The 21,388-nt window shown below is 71.8% G+C and carries 22 protein-coding genes and 1 tRNA gene; 10 read left to right on the forward strand and 13 right to left on the reverse strand.

Going from position 1 to position 21,388, the window contains the following annotated elements; genetic code table 11:
* Positions 1–64: 64 nt before the first annotated feature.
* Positions 65–1,231 (reverse strand): MraY family glycosyltransferase, encoded by a 1,167-nt coding sequence (locus tag RI578_RS19050; protein ID WP_310872193.1) that lies wholly within the window; start codon positions 1,229–1,231, stop codon positions 65–67.
* 241 nt (positions 1,232–1,472) lie between these two features.
* Here RI578_RS19050 and RI578_RS19055 point away from each other — a divergent pair, with 241 nt between their 5' ends.
* From RI578_RS19055 to RI578_RS19065, 3 genes are all read left to right on the forward strand, one after another.
* A complete protein-coding gene (locus RI578_RS19055) occupies positions 1,473–3,755 on the forward strand; it encodes a (Fe-S)-binding protein (RefSeq protein WP_310872194.1) in 2,283 nt (760 codons plus the stop codon).
* A 142-nt stretch (positions 3,756–3,897) separates the two neighbouring features.
* A complete protein-coding gene (locus tag RI578_RS19060; RefSeq protein WP_310872195.1) occupies positions 3,898–5,130 on the forward strand; it encodes an FG-GAP-like repeat-containing protein in 1,233 nt (410 codons plus the stop codon).
* Between the two features lie 44 nt (positions 5,131–5,174).
* Entirely contained in the window at positions 5,175–6,188 is a 1,014-nt protein-coding gene (locus RI578_RS19065) for a YIP1 family protein (protein ID WP_310872196.1), read from the forward strand.
* 104 nt (positions 6,189–6,292) lie between these two features.
* On the opposite strand, the gene RI578_RS19070 is transcribed toward RI578_RS19065, so the two are convergent.
* Both RI578_RS19070 and dcd read right to left on the reverse strand, forming a co-directional pair.
* Positions 6,293–6,790 (reverse strand): phosphoribosyltransferase, encoded by a 498-nt coding sequence (locus RI578_RS19070; protein WP_121748162.1) that lies wholly within the window; start codon positions 6,788–6,790, stop codon positions 6,293–6,295.
* 39 nt (positions 6,791–6,829) lie between these two features.
* Entirely contained in the window at positions 6,830–7,405 is a 576-nt protein-coding gene (dcd, locus tag RI578_RS19075; RefSeq protein WP_310872197.1) for a dCTP deaminase, read from the reverse strand.
* 544 nt (positions 7,406–7,949) lie between these two features.
* Here dcd and RI578_RS19080 point away from each other — a divergent pair.
* A tRNA-Gly gene (locus tag RI578_RS19080) sits at positions 7,950–8,023 on the forward strand.
* A 249-nt stretch (positions 8,024–8,272) separates the two neighbouring features.
* Positions 8,273–8,503, forward strand: a complete 231-nt coding sequence (locus tag RI578_RS19085; RefSeq protein ID WP_310872198.1) for a hypothetical protein — start codon at positions 8,273–8,275, stop codon at positions 8,501–8,503.
* Positions 8,504–8,652: 149 nt separating this feature from the next.
* On the opposite strand, the gene RI578_RS19090 is transcribed toward RI578_RS19085, so the two are convergent.
* The gene (locus tag RI578_RS19090) at positions 8,653–9,684 is read right to left on the reverse strand and encodes a hypothetical protein (protein WP_310872199.1); all 1,032 of its coding nucleotides are present in this window, start codon (positions 9,682–9,684) and stop codon (positions 8,653–8,655) included.
* 272 nt (positions 9,685–9,956) lie between these two features.
* On the opposite strand from RI578_RS19090, the gene RI578_RS19095 reads away from it, so the two are divergent.
* Positions 9,957–10,730 (forward strand): polysaccharide deacetylase family protein, encoded by a 774-nt coding sequence (locus RI578_RS19095; protein WP_310872200.1) that lies wholly within the window; start codon positions 9,957–9,959, stop codon positions 10,728–10,730.
* 25 nt (positions 10,731–10,755) lie between these two features.
* Here RI578_RS19095 and RI578_RS19100 read toward each other — a convergent pair whose 3' ends face one another.
* Positions 10,756–12,045 (reverse strand): phosphatase PAP2 family protein, encoded by a 1,290-nt coding sequence (locus tag RI578_RS19100; protein ID WP_310872201.1) that lies wholly within the window; start codon positions 12,043–12,045, stop codon positions 10,756–10,758.
* A gap of 156 nt (positions 12,046–12,201) precedes the next feature.
* Positions 12,202–12,951 carry a ferritin-like domain-containing protein gene (locus RI578_RS19105; RefSeq protein ID WP_310872202.1) on the reverse strand — a complete coding sequence of 250 codons (750 nt, stop codon included), beginning with the start codon at positions 12,949–12,951 and terminating at the stop codon, positions 12,202–12,204.
* 510 nt (positions 12,952–13,461) lie between these two features.
* Between RI578_RS19105 and RI578_RS19110 the strand changes: the two genes are divergently transcribed.
* From RI578_RS19110 to RI578_RS19120, 3 genes are all read left to right on the forward strand, one after another.
* Positions 13,462–13,665 carry a cold-shock protein gene (locus RI578_RS19110; protein WP_121748142.1) on the forward strand — a complete coding sequence of 68 codons (204 nt, stop codon included), beginning with the start codon at positions 13,462–13,464 and terminating at the stop codon, positions 13,663–13,665.
* A 255-nt stretch (positions 13,666–13,920) separates the two neighbouring features.
* Entirely contained in the window at positions 13,921–15,450 is a 1,530-nt protein-coding gene (locus tag RI578_RS19115) for a DEAD/DEAH box helicase (protein WP_310872203.1), read from the forward strand.
* A 62-nt stretch (positions 15,451–15,512) separates the two neighbouring features.
* On the forward strand, positions 15,513–15,833 hold the full coding sequence (locus tag RI578_RS19120) for an SCO5918 family protein (protein ID WP_310872204.1): 321 nt from the start codon (positions 15,513–15,515) through the stop codon (positions 15,831–15,833).
* A gap of 30 nt (positions 15,834–15,863) precedes the next feature.
* Here RI578_RS19120 and RI578_RS19125 read toward each other — a convergent pair whose 3' ends face one another.
* From RI578_RS19125 to RI578_RS19145, 5 genes are read right to left on the reverse strand one after another with little or no spacing between them, the layout of a single operon-like run.
* Positions 15,864–16,016, reverse strand: coding sequence for a hypothetical protein (locus tag RI578_RS19125; protein ID WP_310872205.1), 153 nt, complete (start codon positions 16,014–16,016; stop codon positions 15,864–15,866).
* Positions 16,013–16,573: a hypothetical protein gene (locus RI578_RS19130; protein WP_310872206.1), complete on the reverse strand. Its 561-nt coding sequence runs from the start codon at positions 16,571–16,573 to the stop codon at positions 16,013–16,015. The genes RI578_RS19125 and RI578_RS19130 overlap by 4 nt, the downstream gene beginning before the upstream one ends.
* Positions 16,557–17,048: an RNA polymerase sigma factor gene (locus tag RI578_RS19135; RefSeq protein WP_310872207.1), complete on the reverse strand. Its 492-nt coding sequence runs from the start codon at positions 17,046–17,048 to the stop codon at positions 16,557–16,559. Before RI578_RS19135 ends, RI578_RS19130 begins: the two co-directional genes overlap by 17 nt.
* A 54-nt stretch (positions 17,049–17,102) precedes the next feature.
* A complete protein-coding gene (locus RI578_RS19140; protein ID WP_310872208.1) occupies positions 17,103–17,726 on the reverse strand; it encodes a class F sortase in 624 nt (207 codons plus the stop codon).
* Positions 17,723–18,100 (reverse strand): sortase-dependent protein, encoded by a 378-nt coding sequence (locus tag RI578_RS19145; protein WP_310872209.1) that lies wholly within the window; start codon positions 18,098–18,100, stop codon positions 17,723–17,725. The genes RI578_RS19140 and RI578_RS19145 overlap by 4 nt, the downstream gene beginning before the upstream one ends.
* A gap of 229 nt (positions 18,101–18,329) precedes the next feature.
* Between RI578_RS19145 and RI578_RS19150 the strand changes: the two genes are divergently transcribed.
* Positions 18,330–19,331 carry an NAD-dependent epimerase/dehydratase family protein gene (locus RI578_RS19150; protein WP_310872210.1) on the forward strand — a complete coding sequence of 334 codons (1,002 nt, stop codon included), beginning with the start codon at positions 18,330–18,332 and terminating at the stop codon, positions 19,329–19,331.
* A gap of 77 nt (positions 19,332–19,408) precedes the next feature.
* On the opposite strand, the gene RI578_RS19155 is transcribed toward RI578_RS19150, so the two are convergent.
* Positions 19,409–20,521, reverse strand: coding sequence for a HAMP domain-containing sensor histidine kinase (locus RI578_RS19155; RefSeq protein ID WP_310872211.1), 1,113 nt, complete (start codon positions 20,519–20,521; stop codon positions 19,409–19,411).
* 2 nt (positions 20,522–20,523) lie between these two features.
* Complete coding sequence (locus RI578_RS19160) at positions 20,524–21,201, reverse strand: response regulator transcription factor (protein WP_310875809.1); 678 nt, start codon at positions 21,199–21,201, stop codon at positions 20,524–20,526.
* Between the last annotated feature and the right edge of the window lie 187 nt (positions 21,202–21,388).

The raw sequence follows: 21,388 nt of genomic DNA on the forward strand, positions 1-21,388 counted from the left end.
CAGGCTCAAGTGTGCATGACGCCGATCGCTGGGTCAACAGAGGTGAGTCGAGCAGGCTCAACTCTTATCCGTTCCTTACACGCAACGACGCGCTGACCTGGGATTCCTCGCCGAGCCTGCCCTGACGAACCGGAAAAATCGCCGCCCGGGAGGACGCACGAGGCGGGGCGTCCGTCGCCTCGGGGGACTCCTGGGGTCGCCCCCGCGGTTCCGCGCGAGGCCCGTGAAGTGACGCACGGGTCCGGGGATCCGTCCCCGCCCTTCGGGGCTCGTACACCCGTACCCGCAGCAGCCCCAGTACTCCGGCCACCGCCCCGCCCGCCAACCACAGCACGGCCGTCTCCCGCGCCCATCCGGTGTGCACGAGCGCGCCCACGAGTACCCCGCAGAACGAGGCCACACCGAGGACCACCACAGCGCCCTGCGGAGTGAACCCGAGCCGCCGCAGCCGGTGGGCGAGGTGGTCGGGCCCGCCGCGCAGCAGGGGCCGTCCGGCCAGCCGGCGCGACAGGAGTACGAGTACGGCGTCGACGCCCGCGAGCGCCGTCAGCGCGAACAGCACCCCCACGCCGGCCCCGGGCTCGTGCCCCGCCCGGGTGAACACCGCCGCCCCGGCGAGCAGGAAGCCCGCGAAGAGCGACCCGCAGGCCCCGAGCGCGATCCGCGCGGGATGCCAGTTGTGCAGCAGGAACCCGGTCAGCGCGGCGGCCAGCGCGCTCAGCAGCACCGCCAGCCCGTCCATCAACTCGGCGGCGGCACAGGCACCGACGCCGAAGGCGGTGACCACCCCCACCGTGCCGGCCACCCCGTCGGCGTGGTCGAGCCCCCGGAAGGCGACGGCGACCACCGCGATCCAGCCCGCGGCGAGCGCCCCGACCACCGGCCCGGTCACCTCGTACGGCACCACGCACGCCGCCGCGACGGCCGTACCGGCGAGCAGCCACCGCCGCCGCAGCCGCCACACGTCGGCGGCCAGGCCGAGCGCGCCGACGGCGGTCCCGGCCACCAGCAGCCGGCCGACCAACGACCCGAGCGGCACGACACCGGTCCAGTCCCCGGCCCACGCGACCAGCCCGGTGACGAGGACGACGGCCACACCCCCGAGCAGGGGGACGGGCCGCTGCCGTCGCCGGTCGACGAGGGCGAGGCGCAGCGCGGGCGCCCTCAGCAGCGCGGTGAGCAGGGCGGCGAGGAGGAAGGAGGCTGTGGCGGCGATGATCCCGTAGAGCACGGGCACAACCTATGCCCGGAACAAGCCGAATATCATGATTTGCGACGAATGGCGCGTCCGACTCAGCGAGACGCCGCGCCCCGCGACCGGCCCCGCCGGTCAGGGTTGCCTCAGCGACGCAGATCACCGCACGTCCGGCTACAGTGCGGCGGAGGATGGGGGTAGTCTCAGACGAACTACCTAAGTTACCGCTTAGTAATACCGCCCCCCTCGAAACCTCGCAGGCCCGAGGAGCCCCCAAATGCAACTCGCCGCGATCATCGTGTCGCTGGTCCTGATCGTGGTCGGCGTCGCACTGTTCGGCCGCGCCGTCCTGCAGATCTACAACTCCATGCGGCTCGGCCAGCCGGTGCCGGCCGGCACGCGGACCAACGAACCCGCACAGCGCACCCTCACCGTGGTCCGGGAGTTCCTCGGCCACACCCGGATGAACCGCTGGGGCATCGTCGGGGTGGCGCACTGGTTCGTGGCGGTGGGCTTCTTCTCCCTGCTGCTGACGATCGTCAACGCGATCGGCCAGCTGTTCGAGGCCGACTGGATCCTGCCGGTCATCGGCGACTGGGCGCCGTACAACGTCTTCGTCGAGTTCATCGGCACGATGACGGTGCTCGGCATCCTGGTCCTGATCGCGATCCGCCAGCTGAGCAAGCCGAACAAGCCGGGCCGCAAGTCCCGCTTCGCCGGCTCCAACTTCGGCCAGGCGTACTTCGTCGAGGCCGTCATCCTCATCGTCGGCGTCTGCATCTTCATGCTGCACGCCCTGGAGGGCGCCCTCCACCACGTGGACGGCTACCAGGCGTCGTTCTTCATCTCGTACCCGGTCGTCTCCGCGCTCCAGGACCTGGACGTCGCCACGCTCCAGAACCTGGTCTACCTCTTCGCCGGCCTGAAGATCGCGACCTCCTTCATCTGGATGATCACGGTCGCCCTGAAGACCGACATGGGCGTGGCCTGGCACCGCTTCCTCGCCTTCCCGAACATCTGGTTCAAGCGCGACGCGAAGGGCGGCACGGCCCTCGGCGAGCTGCTGCCGATGACCTCCGGCGGCAAGCCGATCGACTTCGCCGACCCCGGCGACGACGACGTCTTCGGCGTCTCCCAGGTCGAGCACTTCTCCTGGAAGGGCCTGCTCGACTTCTCCACCTGCACCGAGTGCGGCCGCTGCCAGTCGCAGTGCCCCGCCTGGAACACGGGCAAGCCGCTCTCCCCCAAGCTCCTGATCATGTCCCTGCGCGACCACGCGCACGCCAAGGCCCCCTACCTGCTGGCCGGCGGCGGCAAGACGATGGAGGGCGAGGAGAAGGCGTCCGAGGAGCAGCTGGCGGGTGTCCCCGCGGCCGCCCTCGCCGAGGCCGAGCGCCCGCTGGTCGGCACCCTCGAAGAGAACGGCGTCATCGACCCGGACGTCCTGTGGTCCTGCACCACCTGCGGCGCCTGCGTCGAGCAGTGCCCGGTGGACATCGAGCACGTCGACCACATCGTCGACATGCGCCGCTACCAGGTGATGATCGAGTCGGCGTTCCCGTCCGAGGCGGGCACGATGCTCAAGAACCTGGAGAAGAAGGGCAACCCCTGGGGCCTGGCGAAGAAGCAGCGCCTGGAGTGGCTCAAGGAGCTGGACTTCGAGGTCCCGGTCGTCGGCAAGGACATCGAGGACCTCACCGAGGTCGAGTACCTCTACTGGGTCGGCTGCGCCGGCGCCCTGGAGGACCGCGCCAAGAAGACCACGAAGGCCTTCGCCGAGCTGCTCCACATCGCGGGCGTCAAGTTCGCGATCATGGGCGGCGACGAGAAGTGCACCGGTGACTCGGCACGGCGGCTGGGCAACGAGCCGTTGTTCCAGGAGCTGGGCATGGAGAACGTCATGTCCCTCAACGCCGCCTTCGGCGAGGAGATGGACGAGGACGGCAAGGTGGTGCCCGAGTCGGCGAAGCCCAAGTCGGCCAAGAAGATCGTCGCCACCTGCCCGCACTGCCTCAACACCCTCGGCAACGAGTACCCGCAGCTCGGCGGCGACTACGAGGTCATCCACCACACCCAGCTGCTCCAGCACCTGGTGGACGAGGGCAAGCTGCTCCCGGTGACCCCGGTCGAGGGCATCATCACGTACCACGACCCGTGCTACCTGGGCCGCCACAACAAGATCTACACGCCCCCGCGCGAGATCATCGCCAGCGTCCCGGGCATCCGCAACGAGGAGATGCACCGTCACAAGGAGCGCGGCTTCTGCTGCGGCGCCGGTGGCGCGCGGATGTGGATGGAGGAGCGGATCGGCAAGCGCATCAACAACGAGCGCGTCGACGAGGCCCTGTCCGTCAACCCGGACATCGTCTCCACCGCCTGCCCGTTCTGCCTCGTCATGCTGACCGACTCGGTCAACGGCAAGAAGAACGACGGCAAGGCCAAGGAGTCCATCCAGGTCGTCGACGTCGCCCAGCTCCTGCTGGACTCCGTCAGGACCCCGGCCGACCCGGCGGGCGAGCCGGAGACGGAGAGCGAGCCGACGCCGGAGCCGGTGAAGTAACCGCCCCGAACCGGCAGCCAGAGGTACGGCGGCCCCCGACCCGACCGGGTCGGGGGCCGCCGCCCTTTCCGGGGCCGGGACCGGGAGGTCCGAGCGCGGCAGGCTAAGGTCCCGCGCAGCAAAGGGGAGGGGACACAACACCATGCCGAACCGCTTCACCCGGGCCGTTTCCATGCTCGCCGGCCTCGTCATGGCCGGCACCGGCCTGGCCGTCGTCAACGCCGCGCCGGCCGCGGCGAGCATGGACGACTGCCCCAAGGGATACTTCTGCGGCTGGACGGGCCGGGACGCCGACGGCACGCTGTGGAAGACGAACAAGAACGTCGCGGACCTCGGCCGCTGGGCCGACGACATCCACACCTACGCCAACCGCACGAACGCGGTCGCCTGTCTGTACGGCGCCAGGAACTACGCGAAGTCGAGCTACCTCTGGTCCGTGGAACGTCCTGCCGACGACGAGGGGTGGGCGTACTACGGGGACAACTCCACCGTGATCCGCTCCATCAGGTTCGTCGAGGACAGGCACGAGTGCGACGTGCCCGACTACCCGAACTGGATGTCCTCGCCCACCTCCGCCACCCCGGACTTCGGTGACCTGAACGGCGACGGCCGGGCCGACGTCGTCAGCCGCGACCGGGCGGGACGGCTGTGGTTCACCCCGGGCGACACCACGGGCCGGCTCATCGGCACCGGCGGCTGGAACGCGATGAGTGCCCTGACCCGGCACGGCGACTTCAGCCGTGACGGCCGCGAGGACGTCATCGCCCGCGAGGCGTCCACCGGCAGGCTCTGGCTCTACCCCGGCACCGGCGACGGCTCCCTCGGCAGCCGCAAGCTGATCGGCACCGGCGGCTGGAACGGCATGCGTGAGATCACCGCCTTCGGCGACCTCACCGGCGACGGCCGCTCCGACCTGATCGCCGCCGAGAAGTCCACCGGCAGGCTGTACCTCTACCCCGGCACCTCCACGGGCACCCTCGGCTCCCGCAAGCTGATCGGCACCGGCGGCTGGAACACCATGAACGCACTCGTCGGCATGGGCGACACCAACGGCGACGGTCACCCCGACCTCTACGCCCGCGAAGCCGCCACCGGCAAGCTGTATCTCTACCCCGGCACCCGCTCCGGCGCCCTCGGCAGCCGCACCCTCATCGGCACCGGCGGCTGGAACGCCATGGGACACCTCTTCGCCGTCGGCGACTTCAACGGTGGCGAGGCTCCCGACCTGGTCGCCGTCACCAACGAGAGCTTCGTGCTCGACGGCTGGTCGGACAACCCCGGCTGGCTGATGGCCTACTTGGGCCGGGGCGACGGCCGCCTCGACGACGCCTGGCGCGTCGACGAGGGCTGGTGGGGTTTCACCGACTTCTGCTGACGGCGACCGCCCCTAGGGGACGCCCCGCTCAACCCCCGTAAGGGATGTCACAGCTCGGCAGCAAAGGGCCCCTCGAAAGGCCGGGCCACGCACGCCACTCTCCGGGACCAGGTACGTTCGAAGGCGTGGCTGGATTCAGGATCGGACGCGGCCGGAACAACGGCGCTCCCAACGCGCGACCGCAACACCCTCCGTACGGACAGCAGGCGCCCCAGGGACCGTCGTACGGCGGTCCCGCGACGCCTCGGCAGCCGTACCCGCAGCAGCCGTACGGGGGTGGCGGCCCCGGCGCCGGTGGCTCACCGTGGCCGCAGCCGCACGGCGGCGGGCACGGTGAGCCGGAGTACTTCGGCGACGGCGGCTACCCCCAGGGCGGCCCGCACGGGGGCCAGGCTCCGCACGACCCGTACGCGGCCAACAACCCCGGCCACACCCAGGCGTTCACGGTCGGCGACGACCCTTACAACCAGGGCGAGACCTACCGCGCCGGCTCCGCCCCGCCGCCCGGCCCGGTCGGCCCCCGCCTGCACTGGAAGGCCCTGCTGAGGGGCGTCGTCGTCGCCCCCAACCAGACCTTCCTCCAGATGCGGGACTACGCGATGTGGGCCCCGGCGCTCATCGTGACCTTCCTCTACGGCCTGCTGGCGGTCTTCGGCTTCGACGGCGCGCGCGAGGAGGCGATCAACGCCACCCTCTCGAACGCGGTCCCGATCGTCCTGACCACGGCCGTGGCGATGGTGCTGAGCGCGTTCGTCCTGGGCGTGGTCACCCACACCCTGGCCCGCCAGCTCGGCGGCGACGGCGCGTGGCAGCCCACGGTCGGCCTCTCCATGCTGATCATGTCGATCACGGACGCCCCGCGTCTGATCGTCGCCATGTTCGCCGGCGGCGACGCGCCCTTCGTCCAGATCCTCGGCTGGGCCACCTGGGTCGCGGCCGGCCTCCTGCTGACCCTGATGGTCGGCCGCTCCCACGACCTGCCCTGGCCGAAGGCGCTCGGCGCGTCGGCGATCCAGCTGATCGCGCTGCTGTCGATCGTGAAGCTGGGCACGTTCTGACGACGCCCCGACCGGCACGAGAAGGGCCCCGGCATCGCGCCGGGGGCCCTTCTTTTTGCGTCCGTATCCGTCCGTATCCGTCCGCCTCCATCCGTCTCCGCGGATCAGGCGTCGAGCACCTGCCCGGCCCGCCGCACGACGGGAGGCTGAACGCTCCACGGGAAGTTGATCCACTCGTCGGTCCGCTTCCACACGTACTCGCACTGGACGAGCGAGTGGGACTTCTCATAGATCACGGCGCTGCGAACCTCGGCGACGGTGTCCAGGCAGAAGTCCCGCACCAGCTTGAGCGTCTTGCCGGTGTCGGCGACGTCGTCGGTGATGAGGACCTTCTTACGGGAGAAGTCGATGACGTTGGGCACGGGCGCGAGCATGACCGGCATCTCGAGCGTGGTCCCGACCCCGGTGTAGAACTCGACGTTCACCAGGTGGATGTTCTTGCAGTCGAGCGCGTACGCCAGCCCGCCGGCGACGAAGACCCCGCCCCGGGCGATGGAGAGCACTATGTCCGGCTCGTACCCGTCGTCGGCGACGGCCTGCGCGAGCTCGCGCACGGCGACGCCGAACTGCTCGTAGGTCAGATTCTCCCGAACGTCACTCATACTCGCGTCCCGCCTGCGTTCTCGCTGCTCATACCCGGCTCATACCTGGGTCCGATGGAAGTTGATGAAGGACCGGGAGGCGGTCGGCCCCCGCTGCCCCTGGTAACGGGACCCGTACCGCTCACTGCCGTAGGGGTGCTCGGCCGGCGACGTGAGCCGGAACATGCACAGCTGCCCGATCTTCATCCCGGGCCACAGCTTGATGGGCAGGGTCGCGAGATTGCTGAGCTCGAGCGTCACGTGCCCCGAGAACCCGGGGTCGATGAACCCGGCGGTGGAGTGCGTGACCAGACCGAGCCGCCCGAGCGAGCTCTTCCCCTCCAACCGCGAGGCGAGATCATCGGGCAGCGAGACGACCTCGTACGTACTGGCCAGCACGAACTCGCCGGGATGCAGGATGAACGGCTCGTCCCCCTCCGGCTCCACGAGCCGGGTCAGGTCCGCCTGCTCGACGGAGGGGTCGATGTGCGGGTACCGGTGATTCTCGAACACCCGGAAGTAGCGGTCGAGGCGCACGTCGATACTCGACGGCTGCACCATGGAGTCGTCGAAGGGTTCGATGCGGACCCGCCCGGAATCGATCTCGGCCCGGATGTCCTTGTCTGAGAGAAGCACGCACCGAGGATACGCAAGGCGCGCGGAGCAGCGACAATCGCCGCCACCCCACGCGCCCGGTCCTACTGACTCCTACTGGGTCCTACCGATGTCTCCCCGGCGGGGAGGCCGGCTACCGCTTCTCCGACCCCACCGGCACGGCACTCCGCAGCCGCGCACACCGCGGACATCGGACGAGCCGACCGGGGCCGAGTCGCTCGGCCTGCTGCATCGGGAACGAGGCGGCGGTGAACACGTGCCCATCGGCACAGCGGAGGACGGTGCGATCCATCAAGTCCTTCAAGTCCCTTCCCCAAGAGCCGCGTCTGGCTTACTACCCTGACGACAAAAGCCACAGTACGGGATCAAAGAGACGACTCTCCAGGCGGCACTCCGGCCCCTCCGGGACCCCTCGCCCACGCGCCCACCGTACGCCTCAACTCCGTTCCTCCGCAGCCGCATCACCCCCGCCGAAACGCCCACCGGCCCCACGGCGCGAACACCGGGGGCCAGCGATGAGGTAGAGTGAGCGAGCGTCCAGGCACCGACGAGGTCGGCGTCTTACGCGGGTGTAGTTTAATGGTAGAACATCAGCTTCCCAAGCTGAGAGCGCGAGTTCGATTCTCGTCACCCGCTCCAACACAAACCCCCAGGTCATTGACCAGGGGGTTCTTTGTTGTCTAGAGCAGGGGTCACCCTTCAGCAAAATTGACACCGCAACGCTCGCAGGAGCCTCGGCCGAGAGAGCCGCCATCGGGACATTAGGATCGGCCAGCCATTCGCACCCCACGACCCGCGCCACATCGGCTACATCCGGAAGTGGCCGCCGTCAGCTTGCGGCAACTGTTGCTCCAACTGCCATCAGCACAACCATTCACGCCGCCGCCGATGCCGGCTCTGCCGCCGCAGCCCAGCAAGAAGAGCCACACCAACGCCTACGTCATCGGCGGCGCGGTCATCATCGCCGCCGCCATCGTCGCCACAGGGATCGCCATCTCCGGCAGCGGCAACGACGCGGCAATGCACAGCTGCAAGCTGTCCTTCGTGCACCCCAACGCCCTCGGCCACCGCAACGCCGCCGACCATGTCGAAGAAGCTCTGCTGGACACCATCGGCTGAGCAGACCCGTACCCGGCACGCCCGACGCCCGGGGGAATTCCTGGGCGGCGACTTCGCGGACGCCCCTCGTGTGCAAGGAAGCGACCGCGGGAGCGGTGCGGGGGCGCCTCGTCGGCCCGGCGAGGCGCCCCTTGTGGTGTCGGTGTGGGTCAGCCGCAGTTCCACACGGCCGGGAACCGCGGGTAGTCGGCGCCCGGGCGGGCCTTCGCGCCCGCCAGCGTGCCGTCGTCGCCGAGCGCGTAGAGCATGCCGTCGCTCGGAGCGGCGCCCACGCTGCTGGTCAGCTGCCAGAGGCTGGAGACCGACCTCTTGTTGGTGCCGAGGATCAGGCCCTGGCTGTTGATGGCGCCGGCGCCCTTGCCGTTGGGCAGGGCCGTCGCCTTGCCCGTCCTGTCCCACAGGACGGCGGACCGGGCGTAGTCGGAGGTCAGGGCGTCACCGATGACATAGCCGTCGGAGATTCCGGTGACCTGGGCGTGGGCCGCGCCGGCCGGGATCGGCAGCGCCTTCGCGACACCGTCCTTCCACAGGTACGGCCGCCAGGTGCCCTTGGGGTTGTCCACGGCCGTGACCGCCACCGTGCCGTCGGTGTCGACACCCTCGACGTTGCTGCCGCGCGGGAAGCCGGGCAGCTTGACCACGGTGCCGGGCCGGTCCGCCGGCCACTTGTAGACCTCGGTGTAGTTCGGGTCGTCGCCGCGGCCCTCGCCGTAGATGTCCCCGTTCTCCGTGATCACACGGGTCTGCACGTCGTACGTGCCGGGGAGCACCGGAAGCTGCTCCAGCTTGCCGTCGCGGGAGACGACCGGGAACCACGACCAGGACGGGAAGCCGTCGGTCACGCCGGTGATCTCGGCACCGTGCCCCACGACGGTGCCCTTGCTGTTCACGTCGCTGATGTAGAGGTCGAAGTCGGCACCGGCCGCGGGCCCCAGGTCCGTGAGCCGACCGTCCTGCCAGAGGACGGCATGCTGCAGCGAGTCCTCCTCGGGGAACTGGATCTCCCCCGCGTACACCCCGTCCCCGCCCGTCGCCCTCACGGCTCCGGCCTCGATGCCCGCCGGTACCGGCAGGTGGGTGGCCCGGTACGTGCACGCCTGGGGGGCGGCCTCGGCGGCCTGGGCGGACGGTGCGACGCCGGTCACCGCGGAGGCGGCGAGAAGGGCGGTGGTCAGTAACATGACGTTGCGTCTTTTCGGATTCATGCCATCCCATCGAAGCGGTGAGTGTCTGCTCGCCCAGACTTCACAGCGCGCCTATGTTCCCCCTATGCCGCCCAGGCAGCCCGCCCTGAGCGGTAAATGACGACCGCTGCCGCCGAGTTGTCCGCGAACTCCTCCGGGATTGTCCGTGATCGGTAACGGACGCATCCCGTGGCCGTTCTCCCTCGTCCTGCCAGGTGGCCCCAAGGTGGCCGAGGGTCGACGAGGAACTGCGTGGAAGCGGGGCGGACATGGCGCGGCACAGCGGCGGGCGGGGCTGGTACGGCAAGCTGGTCGGGGCGGCACTCGGGGTGACGGTGCTCGCCGTCGGTGCCTCGGTGTGGACCGCGCAGGCCGACGCCGTGGGTGGCTCGTCGCCGAAGGCGACCGCGTCGCCCACGCCGGGCAGTGACGTCGAGCGGGTCGCGGAGACCATCGCGCACGCTTCGGACGCGGGGGCGCGCGGCGTCAACATCACCATCGACGACGGCCCCGACCCCGCGTGGACCCCTCAAGTGCTCGACCTGCTGCGCGAGTACGGAGTGAAGGCCACGTTCTGCGTGACGGGGACGCAGGCGCAGGCCCACCCCGACCTCGTGAAGGACGTGGTCGCGGCCGGGCACCGGCTGTGCGACCACACGGTGTCGCACGACACCGCCATGGACAAGAAGTCCGAGGCCTACCAGTCGCAGGAGATCCTCGACGCCGAGCGCATGATCACCAAGGCGTCCGGCGGCGTGCGCCCGATGTACTACCGGGCACCCGGCGGGGCCTTCACCCCCTACAGCCGCGAGCTGGCCGCCTCACGGGGGATGCGGCCGCTGGGCTGGAACGTGGACACCAAGGACTTCGAGCGGCCGGGCGCGGACGCCATCGTCGAGACCGTGCAGCGGGAGCTGCCCAACGGGCCGACGATCCTCTTCCACGACGCGGGAGGCGACCGCTCCCAGACCGTCGAAGCCCTGCGCCGCGTCCTCCCCTGGCTCCAGGAGCAGGGCTACTCCTTCGGCTTCCCGGTGCGCTGAGTCCGCGCTCGCTGCTCGGCGGTCGTCAGGCCAGTTCGAGTTGCGGTTCCGGTCGCTGGGCCGGTGCCGCGGCCTGCGGTTCCCACCGCTTGGTGGTCCGCGCGTAGCCGTAGACGACCGAGACCATCGCCAGAATGAGAAGTGGCCCGGAGATCCAAGGGCGTTGGGCCATTTCCATCGGCAGGTAGCGAGTCGACACCAGGAGTACGGTGAAGACCAGTGCGCCATGGACGACCAACTGGATTCCCGGCCGGTCCCAGCCGCGGTCGAGCGAGCGCAGCGCTGCCTCGACCGTGACCGCGAACACCACGCCGGCCACGAGGTCAATGCCGTAGTGGTAGCCGAATCCCAGCGTCGCGCAGAGGGTGGCGACAAGCCAGAACGTTCCTGCGAATCGCAGGACACGGGGGCCCTTGCGGGAATGGATGAAGATCACCGTCGCCCACGCCGTGTGCAGGCTGGGCATGCAGTTTCGGGGCGTGATCTCGTCGTACGTCCATGGCTGCGGAGGGCTGATCGGGGTCGGCGTGTGCGGCCACAGGTTGTCCATCGCCCACTGCTCGCCGCCGGTGCCGAACGCGCCGGTGCCGTAGGTGAAGACCGGTCCGACGACAGGGAAGATCATGTAGATGGCCGGACCGAGGAGGCCGATCACCAGGAACGTGCGGACCAGGTGATGACCCGGGAAGCGGCGCTCCGCCGCCACGTGGCGCAGCTGGTACAGCGCGACGACGACCGCGGCCACCGCGAGCTGGGCGTAGACCCAGTCGAGAACGTGGGCGCCGACCGGGCCGGTGGCCTCGACGGCCCGTCCCACCAGCCACGACGGGTTGCCCAGCGCGTGATCGGCGACCGCCACGTACGGGTCGAGCACGTCCGGGCGGGTCTTCGACGTGATCAGCAGCCAGGTGTCGCCGGTCTTGCGGCCGGCCACCAGGAGCAGGCCCAGCCCGACGCCCTTCAGCAGCAGGACGCGTTCCTGGCCGGTGCGGCGCGTGACGGCGAGGACCGCACAGCCCAGGATCACCCACAACGCGCCGCTGCCGAAGGAGTGGCCCTCGGTCACCCCCGCGTCGGCCACCCACCGCACCAGTGCGATGGCGACGTCGATGCCGACCGCGACGCCCGTCGCGATGAACCGTTGGCGCCAGGTGAGCACCACCATCGTCAAAGCCATGCCGGCGTACAGGAGGGGCCCCGACGCGGGGGCGAATATCAACTCCTGCGCCTGGTGTGTGATCGGGCCGGGCAGGCCGTAGCGACGCGCGGCGATTTCCAGGGTGATGAGGAATCCGAGGGCCACCGCACCCGCCACGGCCCAGAGTCTCGCCCGTGGTCGGCGCAACACGGAGAACGCGTTTCTGCTACCTATTCGTGAGAACACCCGCAATGCCTTCTTTATCAATTTTCAGTCGATTTGCCGCTTTCCTGTTCACGAGGAGCAGCCCGTCGGCAGATAAAGACGGAAAGATTACCTCCCGGGTTCCGGCGCTGTTTCCAGCGGGTCCTTCTTTCCATGCCGGGCGAGCACCGCGCGGACCACCTCGCCGGACGAGGCCATGACGTCGGCCACGAAACGACGGCGCCCGGTACCGAGCCGGCGCAGGGCCCGGCCGTGGTCGGCCGAGACGACGAGGGCGGCTCCGAGGAGGAGGAGCCGCCACAGGGCCATCACCGGGTGGCGCGCGGGGCGGGGCAGTTCCGCCAGGGAGGCGTGCAGCCGCTCGCAGTGGAAGGGGACGTGGCGCCGCTCGTCGGACAGGATCCGTCCCGCCACGTCCGAGGTGAGCGCGTCGTCGGTGCCGTCGCGCAGGGCCCGGTAGTAGCGCAGCGCCACTACCTCCGCGACCATCAGCACCAGCAGTTCGAGGCGCAGGCCCAGCAGGCGCCGCAACCTCACGAAGACGGTGTCGCTCCAGTGACTTGGCAGCGTCGGTATGCCGCCCGCGGCCAGCAGCCGGGCCAGGAGCCGGGCGTGGTTCTGCTCCTCGGCGACGAAAAGACGCACCGCGCGCGCGTAGTCGGGGTCGCCGGCCCGGTCCGCCTTGCCGACGAGGTTCGCCCCGTCGCCGTCCTCGCCGACCTGGAAGCGCTGGATGCCGGCCCACACCGCCGCGGGCAGCGTCGCCCCCTGACTCCAGTCCGGGTCGCCCTGCGCCTGCCTGCGCTCCCGCTCGTCCTCGAACCGCCGTGTCCACTCGGCGAATTCACCCGTACGCACCGCGCCCCCTCTCCGGGACACGGCCGCCGTGCCCTGGAAGGGGACGACGCCGACGGGCGCCGAACCGTTCCTCCAGCCGCTCGGACCGGCGTCGGCGCGGGGCCCCCGATCGAGCCGTTTCACGCCCGCCCGGCGGACGTGGCCTTTGTCTCTCTGGGCCGATTTCGCCGCTTTTGTCGGCCACACCGCGACTACCGGTGTCATCGGCGGCGTTCTCCCGCATCGCAGGAGGTCACGGCGGTGCGGGCCGGGGGACGGGCGGCAGGACTGCGGCCCACGGGGGGCAATATCTGCCGCCATGACAGGAGAAATCGGCCGGACGCCCGGGGAATATTCCTCTGTCGGCCAGTCGGAGCAAGTTTATCGCCAGCGCCCGGGCGATCACGGCGTGCTACTGTCGATGCCAGTTGCAGTTGTGGTTGCCTGAAGGTTTTTTCCGACGGGGTGATCATCACGGCGACCGGAGATCACACAGGGTGAACTCCGAGCACCGTACCGAAGGAGAAAAACATGGCTTCCGGCACCGTTAAGTGGTTCAACGCGGAAAAGGGCTTCGGCTTCATCGAGCAGGACGGCGGCGGCCCCGACGTCTTCGCCCACTACTCGAACATCAACGCCCAGGGCTTCCGCGAGCTGCTCGAGGGTCAGAAGGTGTCGTTCGACATCGCGCAGGGCCAGAAGGGCCCGACGGCCGAGAACATCGTTCCTGCCTGACGCTCACGCGTACTTCGCAGCTGGGGCCCGCACCTTGGGGTGCGGGCCCCAGCTCGCCGCGTTTCCGGGCGCAGAGCGCCCCGCGGGGGTCCGCATATCTCCCCGCGCATTCAGATTTCCCTTTTCATCAATTCTCCCGGTCCACACGGCTGCATCAGCCGGAACCGACCGGGGCCGGCTCGTTCTTGCGATTCCCTGCGCCGTTCCCTTGCTGCGGGTCTCCCTTGATACGTGCCATATCAAGGAAGGTTCCCCATGAACCGCGTACGCACCAATGACCGACGACGCTCCGGCGGTGGCGGCCCGCGCCGCTCCCAGACCTCCGGCCGCCGACCGGCCGCCCCCCAGGGCGAGTTCGCGCTGCCGAAGACGGTCACCCCGGCGCTGCCCGCCGTCGAGTCGTTCGACGAGCTCGACATGCCGGCGCGACTGCTGACCGCGCTCGCCGGCGAGGGCGTGACCGTGCCGTTCCCGATCCAGGCGGCGACCCTGCCGAACTCCCTGGCCGGCCGCGACGTGCTCGGCCGCGGCCGCACGGGCTCGGGCAAGACGCTCGCCTTCGGCCTCGCCCTGCTGGCCCGCACGGCCGGCCGGCGCGCCGAGCCGCGACGTCCGCTCGCCCTCGTCCTCGTCCCCACCCGTGAGCTGGCCCAGCAGGTCACCGACGCGCTGACCCCGTACGCCCGCGCCGTGGGCCTGCGGTCTGCCACCGTCGTCGGCGGCATGTCGATCGGCCGGCAGGCCGGCGCGCTGCGGTCCGGCGCCGAGGTCGTCGTCGCGACGCCCGGACGGCTCAAGGACCTCATCGACCGGGGCGACTGCCACCTCGGCAACGTCACCATCACCGTCCTCGACGAGGCCGACCAGATGACCGACATGGGCTTCATGCCCCAGGTCACCGCCCTGCTCGACCAGGTCGCCCCGGACGGGCAGCGGATGCTGTTCTCGGCCACCCTGGACCGCAACGTCGACCGGCTGGTCCGCCGCTACCTGACGGACCCGGTGGTCCACTCCGTCGACCCGTCGGCCGGCGCCGTCACCACGATGGAGCACCACGTGCTGCACGTGCACGACACGGACAAGCACCGCGCGACCACCGAGATCGCGGCGCGCGACGGCCGGGTGATCATGTTCCTGGACACCAAGCACGCCGTGGACCGGCTGGTGAAGCACCTGCTGAACAACGGCGTCCGGGCCGCGGGCCTGCACGGCGGCAAGTCCCAGCCGCAGCGCACCCGGACCCTCGCCCAGTTCAAGGACGGGCACGTGACGGCCCTGGTGGCGACCAACGTCGCGGCCCGCGGCATCCACGTCGACAACCTCGACCTGGTCGTCAACGTCGACCCGCCCAGCGATCACAAGGACTACCTGCACCGGGGCGGCCGTACGGCCCGCGCCGGTGAGTCCGGCAGCGTCGTCACCCTGGTGACCCCGGGCCAGCGACGCGACATGACCCGGCTGATGGCCTCGGCCGGTATCACCCCGCAGGTCACGCCGGTCCGTTCGGGCGAGGCGGAGCTGTCCCGCATCACCGGGGCGCAGACCCCGTCCGGTGTCCCGGTCGTCATCGCCGTACCGGTCGTGGAGCGCCCGCGCCGCGCCGGGTCCGGCGGGGGTTCCTCGTCCCGCGGCCGCCGCAGCCGCTCCGCACAGGGCCGCACCGGCCAGGCGTCCGCCACCCAGCAGAGCCGCTCCGGCCAGGGCCGCGGCACCCAGGGCCGGCCCGCCGGCGAAGCCCCGCGCCGCAGGCCGCGGCGACAGTCCGCCGGTGGCTCGGCGGCGTAACACCTCCCGGACCGTCGCGAACGGCCAACCCACCCGCCCCATCTCCCCCTTGTGGAGGCATCATGCGCTGTGTCATCGCCCGGTACCCGTTCGACCTCACCAAGGGTGGGGTGCTGGATTCGATGAAGGGCATCACGCCCGAGACCATCACGGGTGAGTCCGTGACCATCGGCCGCCGCCGCTACCCCGTCAAGCAGGTGGGCGAGGTCATCACCCGGCAGGACCGTCGCGACTTCTCCAGCGGCGAGGTCACCCGGGCCATGGCCCGCCTCGGCTTCACCTGCCACCCGGACCCCGAGCTCGCGCCCGCGCCGGAGCCCGCCGCCACACCGGTGCAGACCGCGTCGGCGCTGCTCGGCGGCACGCCTCCGCCGGTCGCGTGACGCAGGGGGCGTCGTCCGCCCCCTCCCACGTCAGGACAGTCCCGTAGCCCGGCCCCCGTCGTCCCACCGGACCTCCAGCACGCGCTGGACGGCCGTGCGGTCGAGGGGGCCGAGTCCGTGCGGGAACCGCGTGCGGCCGGGATCGGCGTTCCATTCGGCGAGCGGTACCACGTGACAGATCATCGTCCGGTTGTAGCGGCCTCGCCGGCCCGCTCCGAGGGCGTGGGCGCGGTACTCGGCCCCGCCGACGGCTCGACTCCGGGTGCGCTCGACGGCGCCCGGCCGGCGGTGGGCGGCGTGCTGGGCACGGCCGAGGGCGCGGAACCCGGCGTGGAGCGCGACGCCGAGTCCGGCGCTGAGCGCGACGCCGCGCCCGCGGACGGCTCGGACGGCTCGGGGGACGGTCCCAGGGAGGGATCGCGGGGCGGGGCCGGGCTCGGTGAGGTCGGCGGCGTCGGGCCGGCGGGGGCCGGGGCCAGTGGAGCCGTCGGACGCGGGGGCGACGCGGGGGCCGCCCAGTGCAACGGCAGCGCGATCACGGCGGCGGCGGCAGCGGTCGCGGCGGCACCGGCCGCGGCGCGGAACAGGCGCCGGCGCGACGCCGCCCGGCGGACCGCCTCGTAACGCCCGGGGGGCGGGCCCAGAAAGTCGCCGCCCGGACGCAGCACGACCAGCAGCGGATCGTCGTCGTCGCGCTCGAAGCCCGGATCGTCCTGGCCGTCCTCAAGGCGTGTGGTCAAGGCTTCTCCTCAGATGGACGCGGAGCAGTTCGCGGGCCGCGTGGAGGTCGGCCTTGACGGTTCCTTCCTTGCGCCCGGTCAGCACGGACACCTCCCGGATCGGCATGTCAGCGTAGTAGTGGAGAAGGATCGGCACGCGCAGTCGCTCCGGCAGGGACTGCACGAGCAGGCGCACCGAGGGGTCGGCCTGCTCGGGGTGCGGGCGCACGGCGACCTCCGCGGTGACCCGGCGCACCGCCCGGCGTTCGCGCTCCAGCTTGCGCCAGTGGTCGCGGACGAGGTTGGCGGCGGTGACGTAGAGGAAGCCGCGGGGCTCCTCCACGGACGTCCAGCGGGCCCAGAGCCGGGTGAACGCCTCCGAGGCGATCTCGTGGGCCGTCTCGTCGTCGTCGACGAGCCGGCGGCACCAGCCGGCGAGGCGCGGATACAGGGCGACGAACAGTTCGGACGCCGCCCTGTCACGGGACCGTTTCAACGCTCTCCATGGTCGTGAGGGTATGCGGTACGCGCGGTCGGTCGGTCGATCCCGTCAGGCGGGCGCGGGGCTCGTCGAGGCGAGCTCGGCGAAGGCGATCACGTTGTCCCGGTACTCCTCGCCGACCCGCGGGCCGCCGCAGGTGATGAGCCGCAACTCCGGGCGGTCCACGTCCCCGTAGACGTCGTCGGTCGGGAAGTCGGCCTTCGCCACCGTCCGTACGGCGGTGACCCTGAACTCCGCCGCCGTGCCGTTCTCCAGGCGCGCCTCGATCCGGTCGCCCCGGTGCAGCCGCGCGAGGTGCCGGAAGACCCCGTCCCCGTGGGTGCCGACCGTGACATGGCCGAGGACGACCGACGGCCCGACCTGACCCGGGGTCGGCGAGTGCCGGTACCAGCCGGCTCGGTCGTCGTCCGTGACGGGCGGGACCTCCACCGTGCCGTCCGCGGCCAGCCCCAGCCGCATCACCGGGGTGTCGACGCCGATGGCCGGGATGCGCAGGCCGACCGGGACCGAACGCTCCAGGGGCGGCACCGACTTCGCGGAGGCGTGCGACGACGGTGCCGCGGCCGCGTGGCGTGCGGTCCGACTCGCGTCGTCCCCCTGGCCGCCGCCGCAGCCCACGAGGAGCGCGGCCAGCACGGTGGTGGCGAGGGCGCGCCCGGAGAGCGGGGTCATGCCCCGGTCGCCGCCCGCCGGCGGCGTACGACGAAGAGGACCGCGCCGCCCGCGACGAGCACGCCACCGGCGCCCGCGCCGATGAGCCCTTGGTCGGTCCCGGAGGACGCCGGCACCGCGACCCCGGTGTCGGGCGCGCCCTCGGGCACGGTGGAGACCTGGCCGTCGGCCGGCGCCCGGGACGGCTCGGCCGCCGGAGCCGGTGAGCTGACGGAGGGCGACGGCACCTCGCTCGGCTCGGTGCCGGGGCTGGGGGCGCCCGCGGCCGGAGGCGTGGAGGAGACCGGGGTCGGGTCGTCGGCGAACGCGGGTGCGGTGGCCGCCAGTACGGCGGTGCACGCCAGGGCCACGGCGCTGAGGATGGTTCGGCGCATCGGGTCGCTCTCTCTCGTCGGTCGGCGCGTGTGTCGCGTCGCGGGTGTCGCGTGGGGTGTGTCGCGTGGGGTGTGGACGTGGGTCGGACGGAGAGACGAGGCAGCGGTGGGACGGGTTGTAAAGGGATGGCAAAGTCGCCGTCGGTCGCGCCCCGCCCGCTTCTTACGGACTCATGACGTGCCGGGCGGGGCACCCGGCCCGCCGCCTCCGCCGTCCTAGCGTGGCCGTATGCGCGTACTGGTCACCGGCGGTGCCGGGTTCATCGGGTCCCATGTCGTGGAGGCGCTGCGGGCGCACGGGCACGAACCCGTCGGCTTCGACGTCCGCGAGGACCCCGGCGCGGACGTGCGCGACCCGGCGGCCGTCGCCCGGGCCCTGGACGGGGTCGACGCCGTGTGCCACCAGGCGGCGATGGTCGGGCTCGGCAACGGGTTCGCCGACGCGGCGGAGTACGTCTCGCGCAACGACCTCGGCACCGCCGTCCTGCTCACCGCCATGGCGGACGCGGGTGTGCGGCGGCTCGTGCTCGCCGGGTCGATGGTCGTGTACGGGGAGGGCCGGTACACGTGCCGCCGGCACGGAGTCGTACGGCCGGGGCCGCGCGCCGCCGCCGACCTGGACGCGGGCCGGTTCGAACCCGCGTGCCCGGTGTGCGGCACGGATCTGTCCCCCGGGCTGGTCGGCGAGGACACCCCGGCCGACCCGCGCAACGTGTACGCCACCACCAAGCTGGCCCAGGAGCACCTGGCCGCCGCCTGGGCCCGGACGACCGGCGCGATGGCCGTGTCCCTGCGCTACCACAACGTGTACGGGCCCCGGATGCCGCGCGACACCCCGTACGCCGGTGTCGCCTCGTTCTTCCGTTCCGCGCTCGCCCGCGGGGAGGCTCCGCGGGTCTTCGAGGACGGCCGCCAGCTCCGGGACTTCGTGCACGTACGGGACGTGGCCGCGGCGAACCTCGCCGCGCTGGAGGCCGAGCCACCGGGCGGGACGCTCACGGCGTACAACACCGGCAGCGGCGAACCGCACACGGTGGGCGGGATGGCGGCCTCGCTGGCCGCCGCGTACGGCGGACCCGAGCCCGTCGTCACCGGCGAGTACCGCCTCGGCGACGTCCGTCACATCACCGCCGACTCCTCGCGGCTGCGGGCCGAACTGGGGTGGCGGCCACGGGTCGGTTTCGCGGAGGGGATGCGGGAGTTCGCGCGGGCGGGGCTGCGCGGGGAGTGAGCACGGTACGTGGTCCGCAGTAAGTGGTCCGCGGTACGTGGTCCGCGGTACGTGCCGTGCGGGCCGCGCCGGCCGGTTCACCCCTCCGGTGCCGGCAGGGTCACCTCGAAGCGGCAGCCGCCCGGGATGTTGCGTACGGTGGCCCGGCCGCGGTGGGCCTCCACGATGCCCCGGACGATGGCGAGGCCGAGGCCCGCGCCGGCGGGCGGGGTACGGGCGTGGGTGCCGCGCCAGCCGGTGTCGAAGACGCGCGGCAGGTCCTCCTCGGGGATGCCGCCGCAGCCGTCGGTCACGGAGACCACCACGCCGTCGGGCGAGCGCTCGGCGGCGACCGCGACCGTGCCGTCGGCGGGGGTGCGGCGGATCGCGTTGACCAGCAGGTTGCCCAGGACCCGGCTCATCTCCTTGCCGTCCACCTCGACCGGTACGGCCGCCACGGCGCCGCCGACCAGCCGTACGCCGTGCTCCCGCGCGAGCGGGTCCGCGCCCGCGAGGGCGTCGCCGACCAGGTCGTAGAGGGAGATCCGGGCCGGGGCGAGGGGGAGCGTGCCGGCGTGGATGCGGGACAGCTCGAAGAGGTCGCCGACCATGTCGTTGAGGCGTTCCACCTCGGTGCGGATCTGGCGGAGGTAGCGGTCGGGGTCGGCGGCGACGCCGTCCTCCAGGGCCTCGGACATGGCGCGCAGGCCGGCCAGCGGGGTACGCAGGTCGTGCGAGATCCAGGCGACCAGTTCGCGCCGGGAGGTCTCCAGGGCGCGTTCCCGTTGCCGGGATTCCGTGAGCCGGGCGCTGGTGGCCGCCAGCTCACGGCTGAGCGCGTCCAGTTCGGCGGTCGCACCGGCCGTGGGGGCCGCGTAGCCGCCGTCGTCGCCGAACGAGCGGGCGGCGACGGTCAGTTCACGGCTGCGGGCGACGACCCAGCGGCCCAGCAGCAGCGCGGTGGCCAGGGAGACGACGGCCGCCATCGCCACGACGGTCGTGACGACGGACAGGTCGTGCGAGGACAGGAACATCGCCCAGGCGACCGCGAGGGTGCCCGCGAGCATCGCGAGGACGGCGACCGCCGCCACCACCGCGAGCGACGCGGTCAGTGAGCGCCGCCGGATCAGCCGCAGTACGCCGGCCCCCACCAGGCCGGCGGCGGCGGCGCCGGCGAAGGCGTAGAGGGCGATGAGAAGGGTGTCGGACACGGTCAGTCCGCCTCCCGCCCGGCCGGGTCGAAGCGGTAGCCCACGCCCCACACGGTCTGGATCAACCGCGGCCGGGCCGGGTCGTCCTCGACCTTTCCGCGCAGCCGCCGGACGTGGACGGTGACGGTGGACAGGTCGCCGAAGTCCCAGCCCCACACCCGGTGCATCAGCTCCTCCCGGGCGAACGCCCGTCCCGGGTGCCGCAGGAGGAAGGCGAGCAGGTCGAACTCGCGCAGGGTTAGGGCGAGTTCGGCGCCGTTCTTGGTGGCCCGCCGGGCGACCGGGTCGACGGTCAGGCCGGCCGCGCCCAGGGGCCGCTCCACCGCCGCGGGCCGGGTGCGGCGCAGTACGGACTCCACCCGCAGCACCAGCTCCCGCGGGCTGAACGGCTTGGTCACGTAGTCGTCGGCGCCGACCTCCAGGCCCAGGATGCGGTCGTCCTCGTCGCCGCGGGCGGTCAGCATGATGACCGGCACGGGCCCCTGGCCACGCATCCGCCGGCACACCTCCAGGCCGTCCATGCCGGGCAGCATCAGGTCCAGCACCACCAGGTCCGGCCGGTGCGCGGCGGCCCGGGCGAGCGCGGTCGGCCCGTCGTCGGCCCGGTCGACCACATAACCGGCGCGATCCAGATAGCCGGCGACGACCTCCGCGACGGTGGGGTCGTCATCGACGACCAGGACCCGGGCGGTGGTGGGTGGGGATCCGGTCGGGGGACCGTTTCGGGGCGTGCCCGGGGATCCATTCGGGTGCGTGTCCGGTGAGCCGCTCGGGGGCGTCCCCGGGGGTCCGTTCCGGCGCTCGTCCGGGAGCGTGCCCGGGGAGCCGCTCGAGGGCGCCCCCGGGGGTCCGTTCCGGCGCTCGTCC

Origin of the sequence: Streptomyces sp. BB1-1-1, from assembly GCF_031597775.1 — a bacterium.
Classification (GTDB): Bacteria; Actinomycetota; Actinomycetes; order Streptomycetales; family Streptomycetaceae; genus Streptomyces; species Streptomyces thinghirensis.

What these genes read in the sequence shown, in the direction of transcription:
- RI578_RS19140 (WP_310872208.1), bottom strand. Translation starts at nt 17,726, where the DNA reads ATGACCCCGCTCTCCGGGCGCGCCCTCGCCACCACCGTGCTGGCCGCG.
- RI578_RS19150 (WP_310872210.1), top strand. Translation starts at nt 18,330, where the DNA reads ATGCGCGTACTGGTCACCGGCGGTGCCGGGTTCATCGGGTCCCATGTC.
- RI578_RS19065 (WP_310872196.1), top strand. Translation starts at nt 5,175, where the DNA reads ATGTCACAGCTCGGCAGCAAAGGGCCCCTCGAAAGGCCGGGCCACGCA.
- RI578_RS19095 (WP_310872200.1), top strand. Translation starts at nt 9,957, where the DNA reads ATGGCGCGGCACAGCGGCGGGCGGGGCTGGTACGGCAAGCTGGTCGGG.
- RI578_RS19120 (WP_310872204.1), top strand. Translation starts at nt 15,513, where the DNA reads ATGCGCTGTGTCATCGCCCGGTACCCGTTCGACCTCACCAAGGGTGGG.
- RI578_RS19145 (WP_310872209.1), bottom strand. Translation starts at nt 18,100, where the DNA reads ATGCGCCGAACCATCCTCAGCGCCGTGGCCCTGGCGTGCACCGCCGTA.
- RI578_RS19060 (WP_310872195.1), top strand. Translation starts at nt 3,898, where the DNA reads ATGCCGAACCGCTTCACCCGGGCCGTTTCCATGCTCGCCGGCCTCGTC.
- RI578_RS19110 (WP_121748142.1), top strand. Translation starts at nt 13,462, where the DNA reads ATGGCTTCCGGCACCGTTAAGTGGTTCAACGCGGAAAAGGGCTTCGGC.
- RI578_RS19085 (WP_310872198.1), top strand. Translation starts at nt 8,273, where the DNA reads ATGCCGGCTCTGCCGCCGCAGCCCAGCAAGAAGAGCCACACCAACGCC.
- RI578_RS19090 (WP_310872199.1), bottom strand. Translation starts at nt 9,684, where the DNA reads ATGTTACTGACCACCGCCCTTCTCGCCGCCTCCGCGGTGACCGGCGTC.
- RI578_RS19055 (WP_310872194.1), top strand. Translation starts at nt 1,473, where the DNA reads ATGCAACTCGCCGCGATCATCGTGTCGCTGGTCCTGATCGTGGTCGGC.
- RI578_RS19115 (WP_310872203.1), top strand. Translation starts at nt 13,921, where the DNA reads ATGAACCGCGTACGCACCAATGACCGACGACGCTCCGGCGGTGGCGGC.
- RI578_RS19070 (WP_121748162.1), bottom strand. Translation starts at nt 6,790, where the DNA reads ATGAGTGACGTTCGGGAGAATCTGACCTACGAGCAGTTCGGCGTCGCC.
- RI578_RS19125 (WP_310872205.1), bottom strand. Translation starts at nt 16,016, where the DNA reads ATGATCTGTCACGTGGTACCGCTCGCCGAATGGAACGCCGATCCCGGC.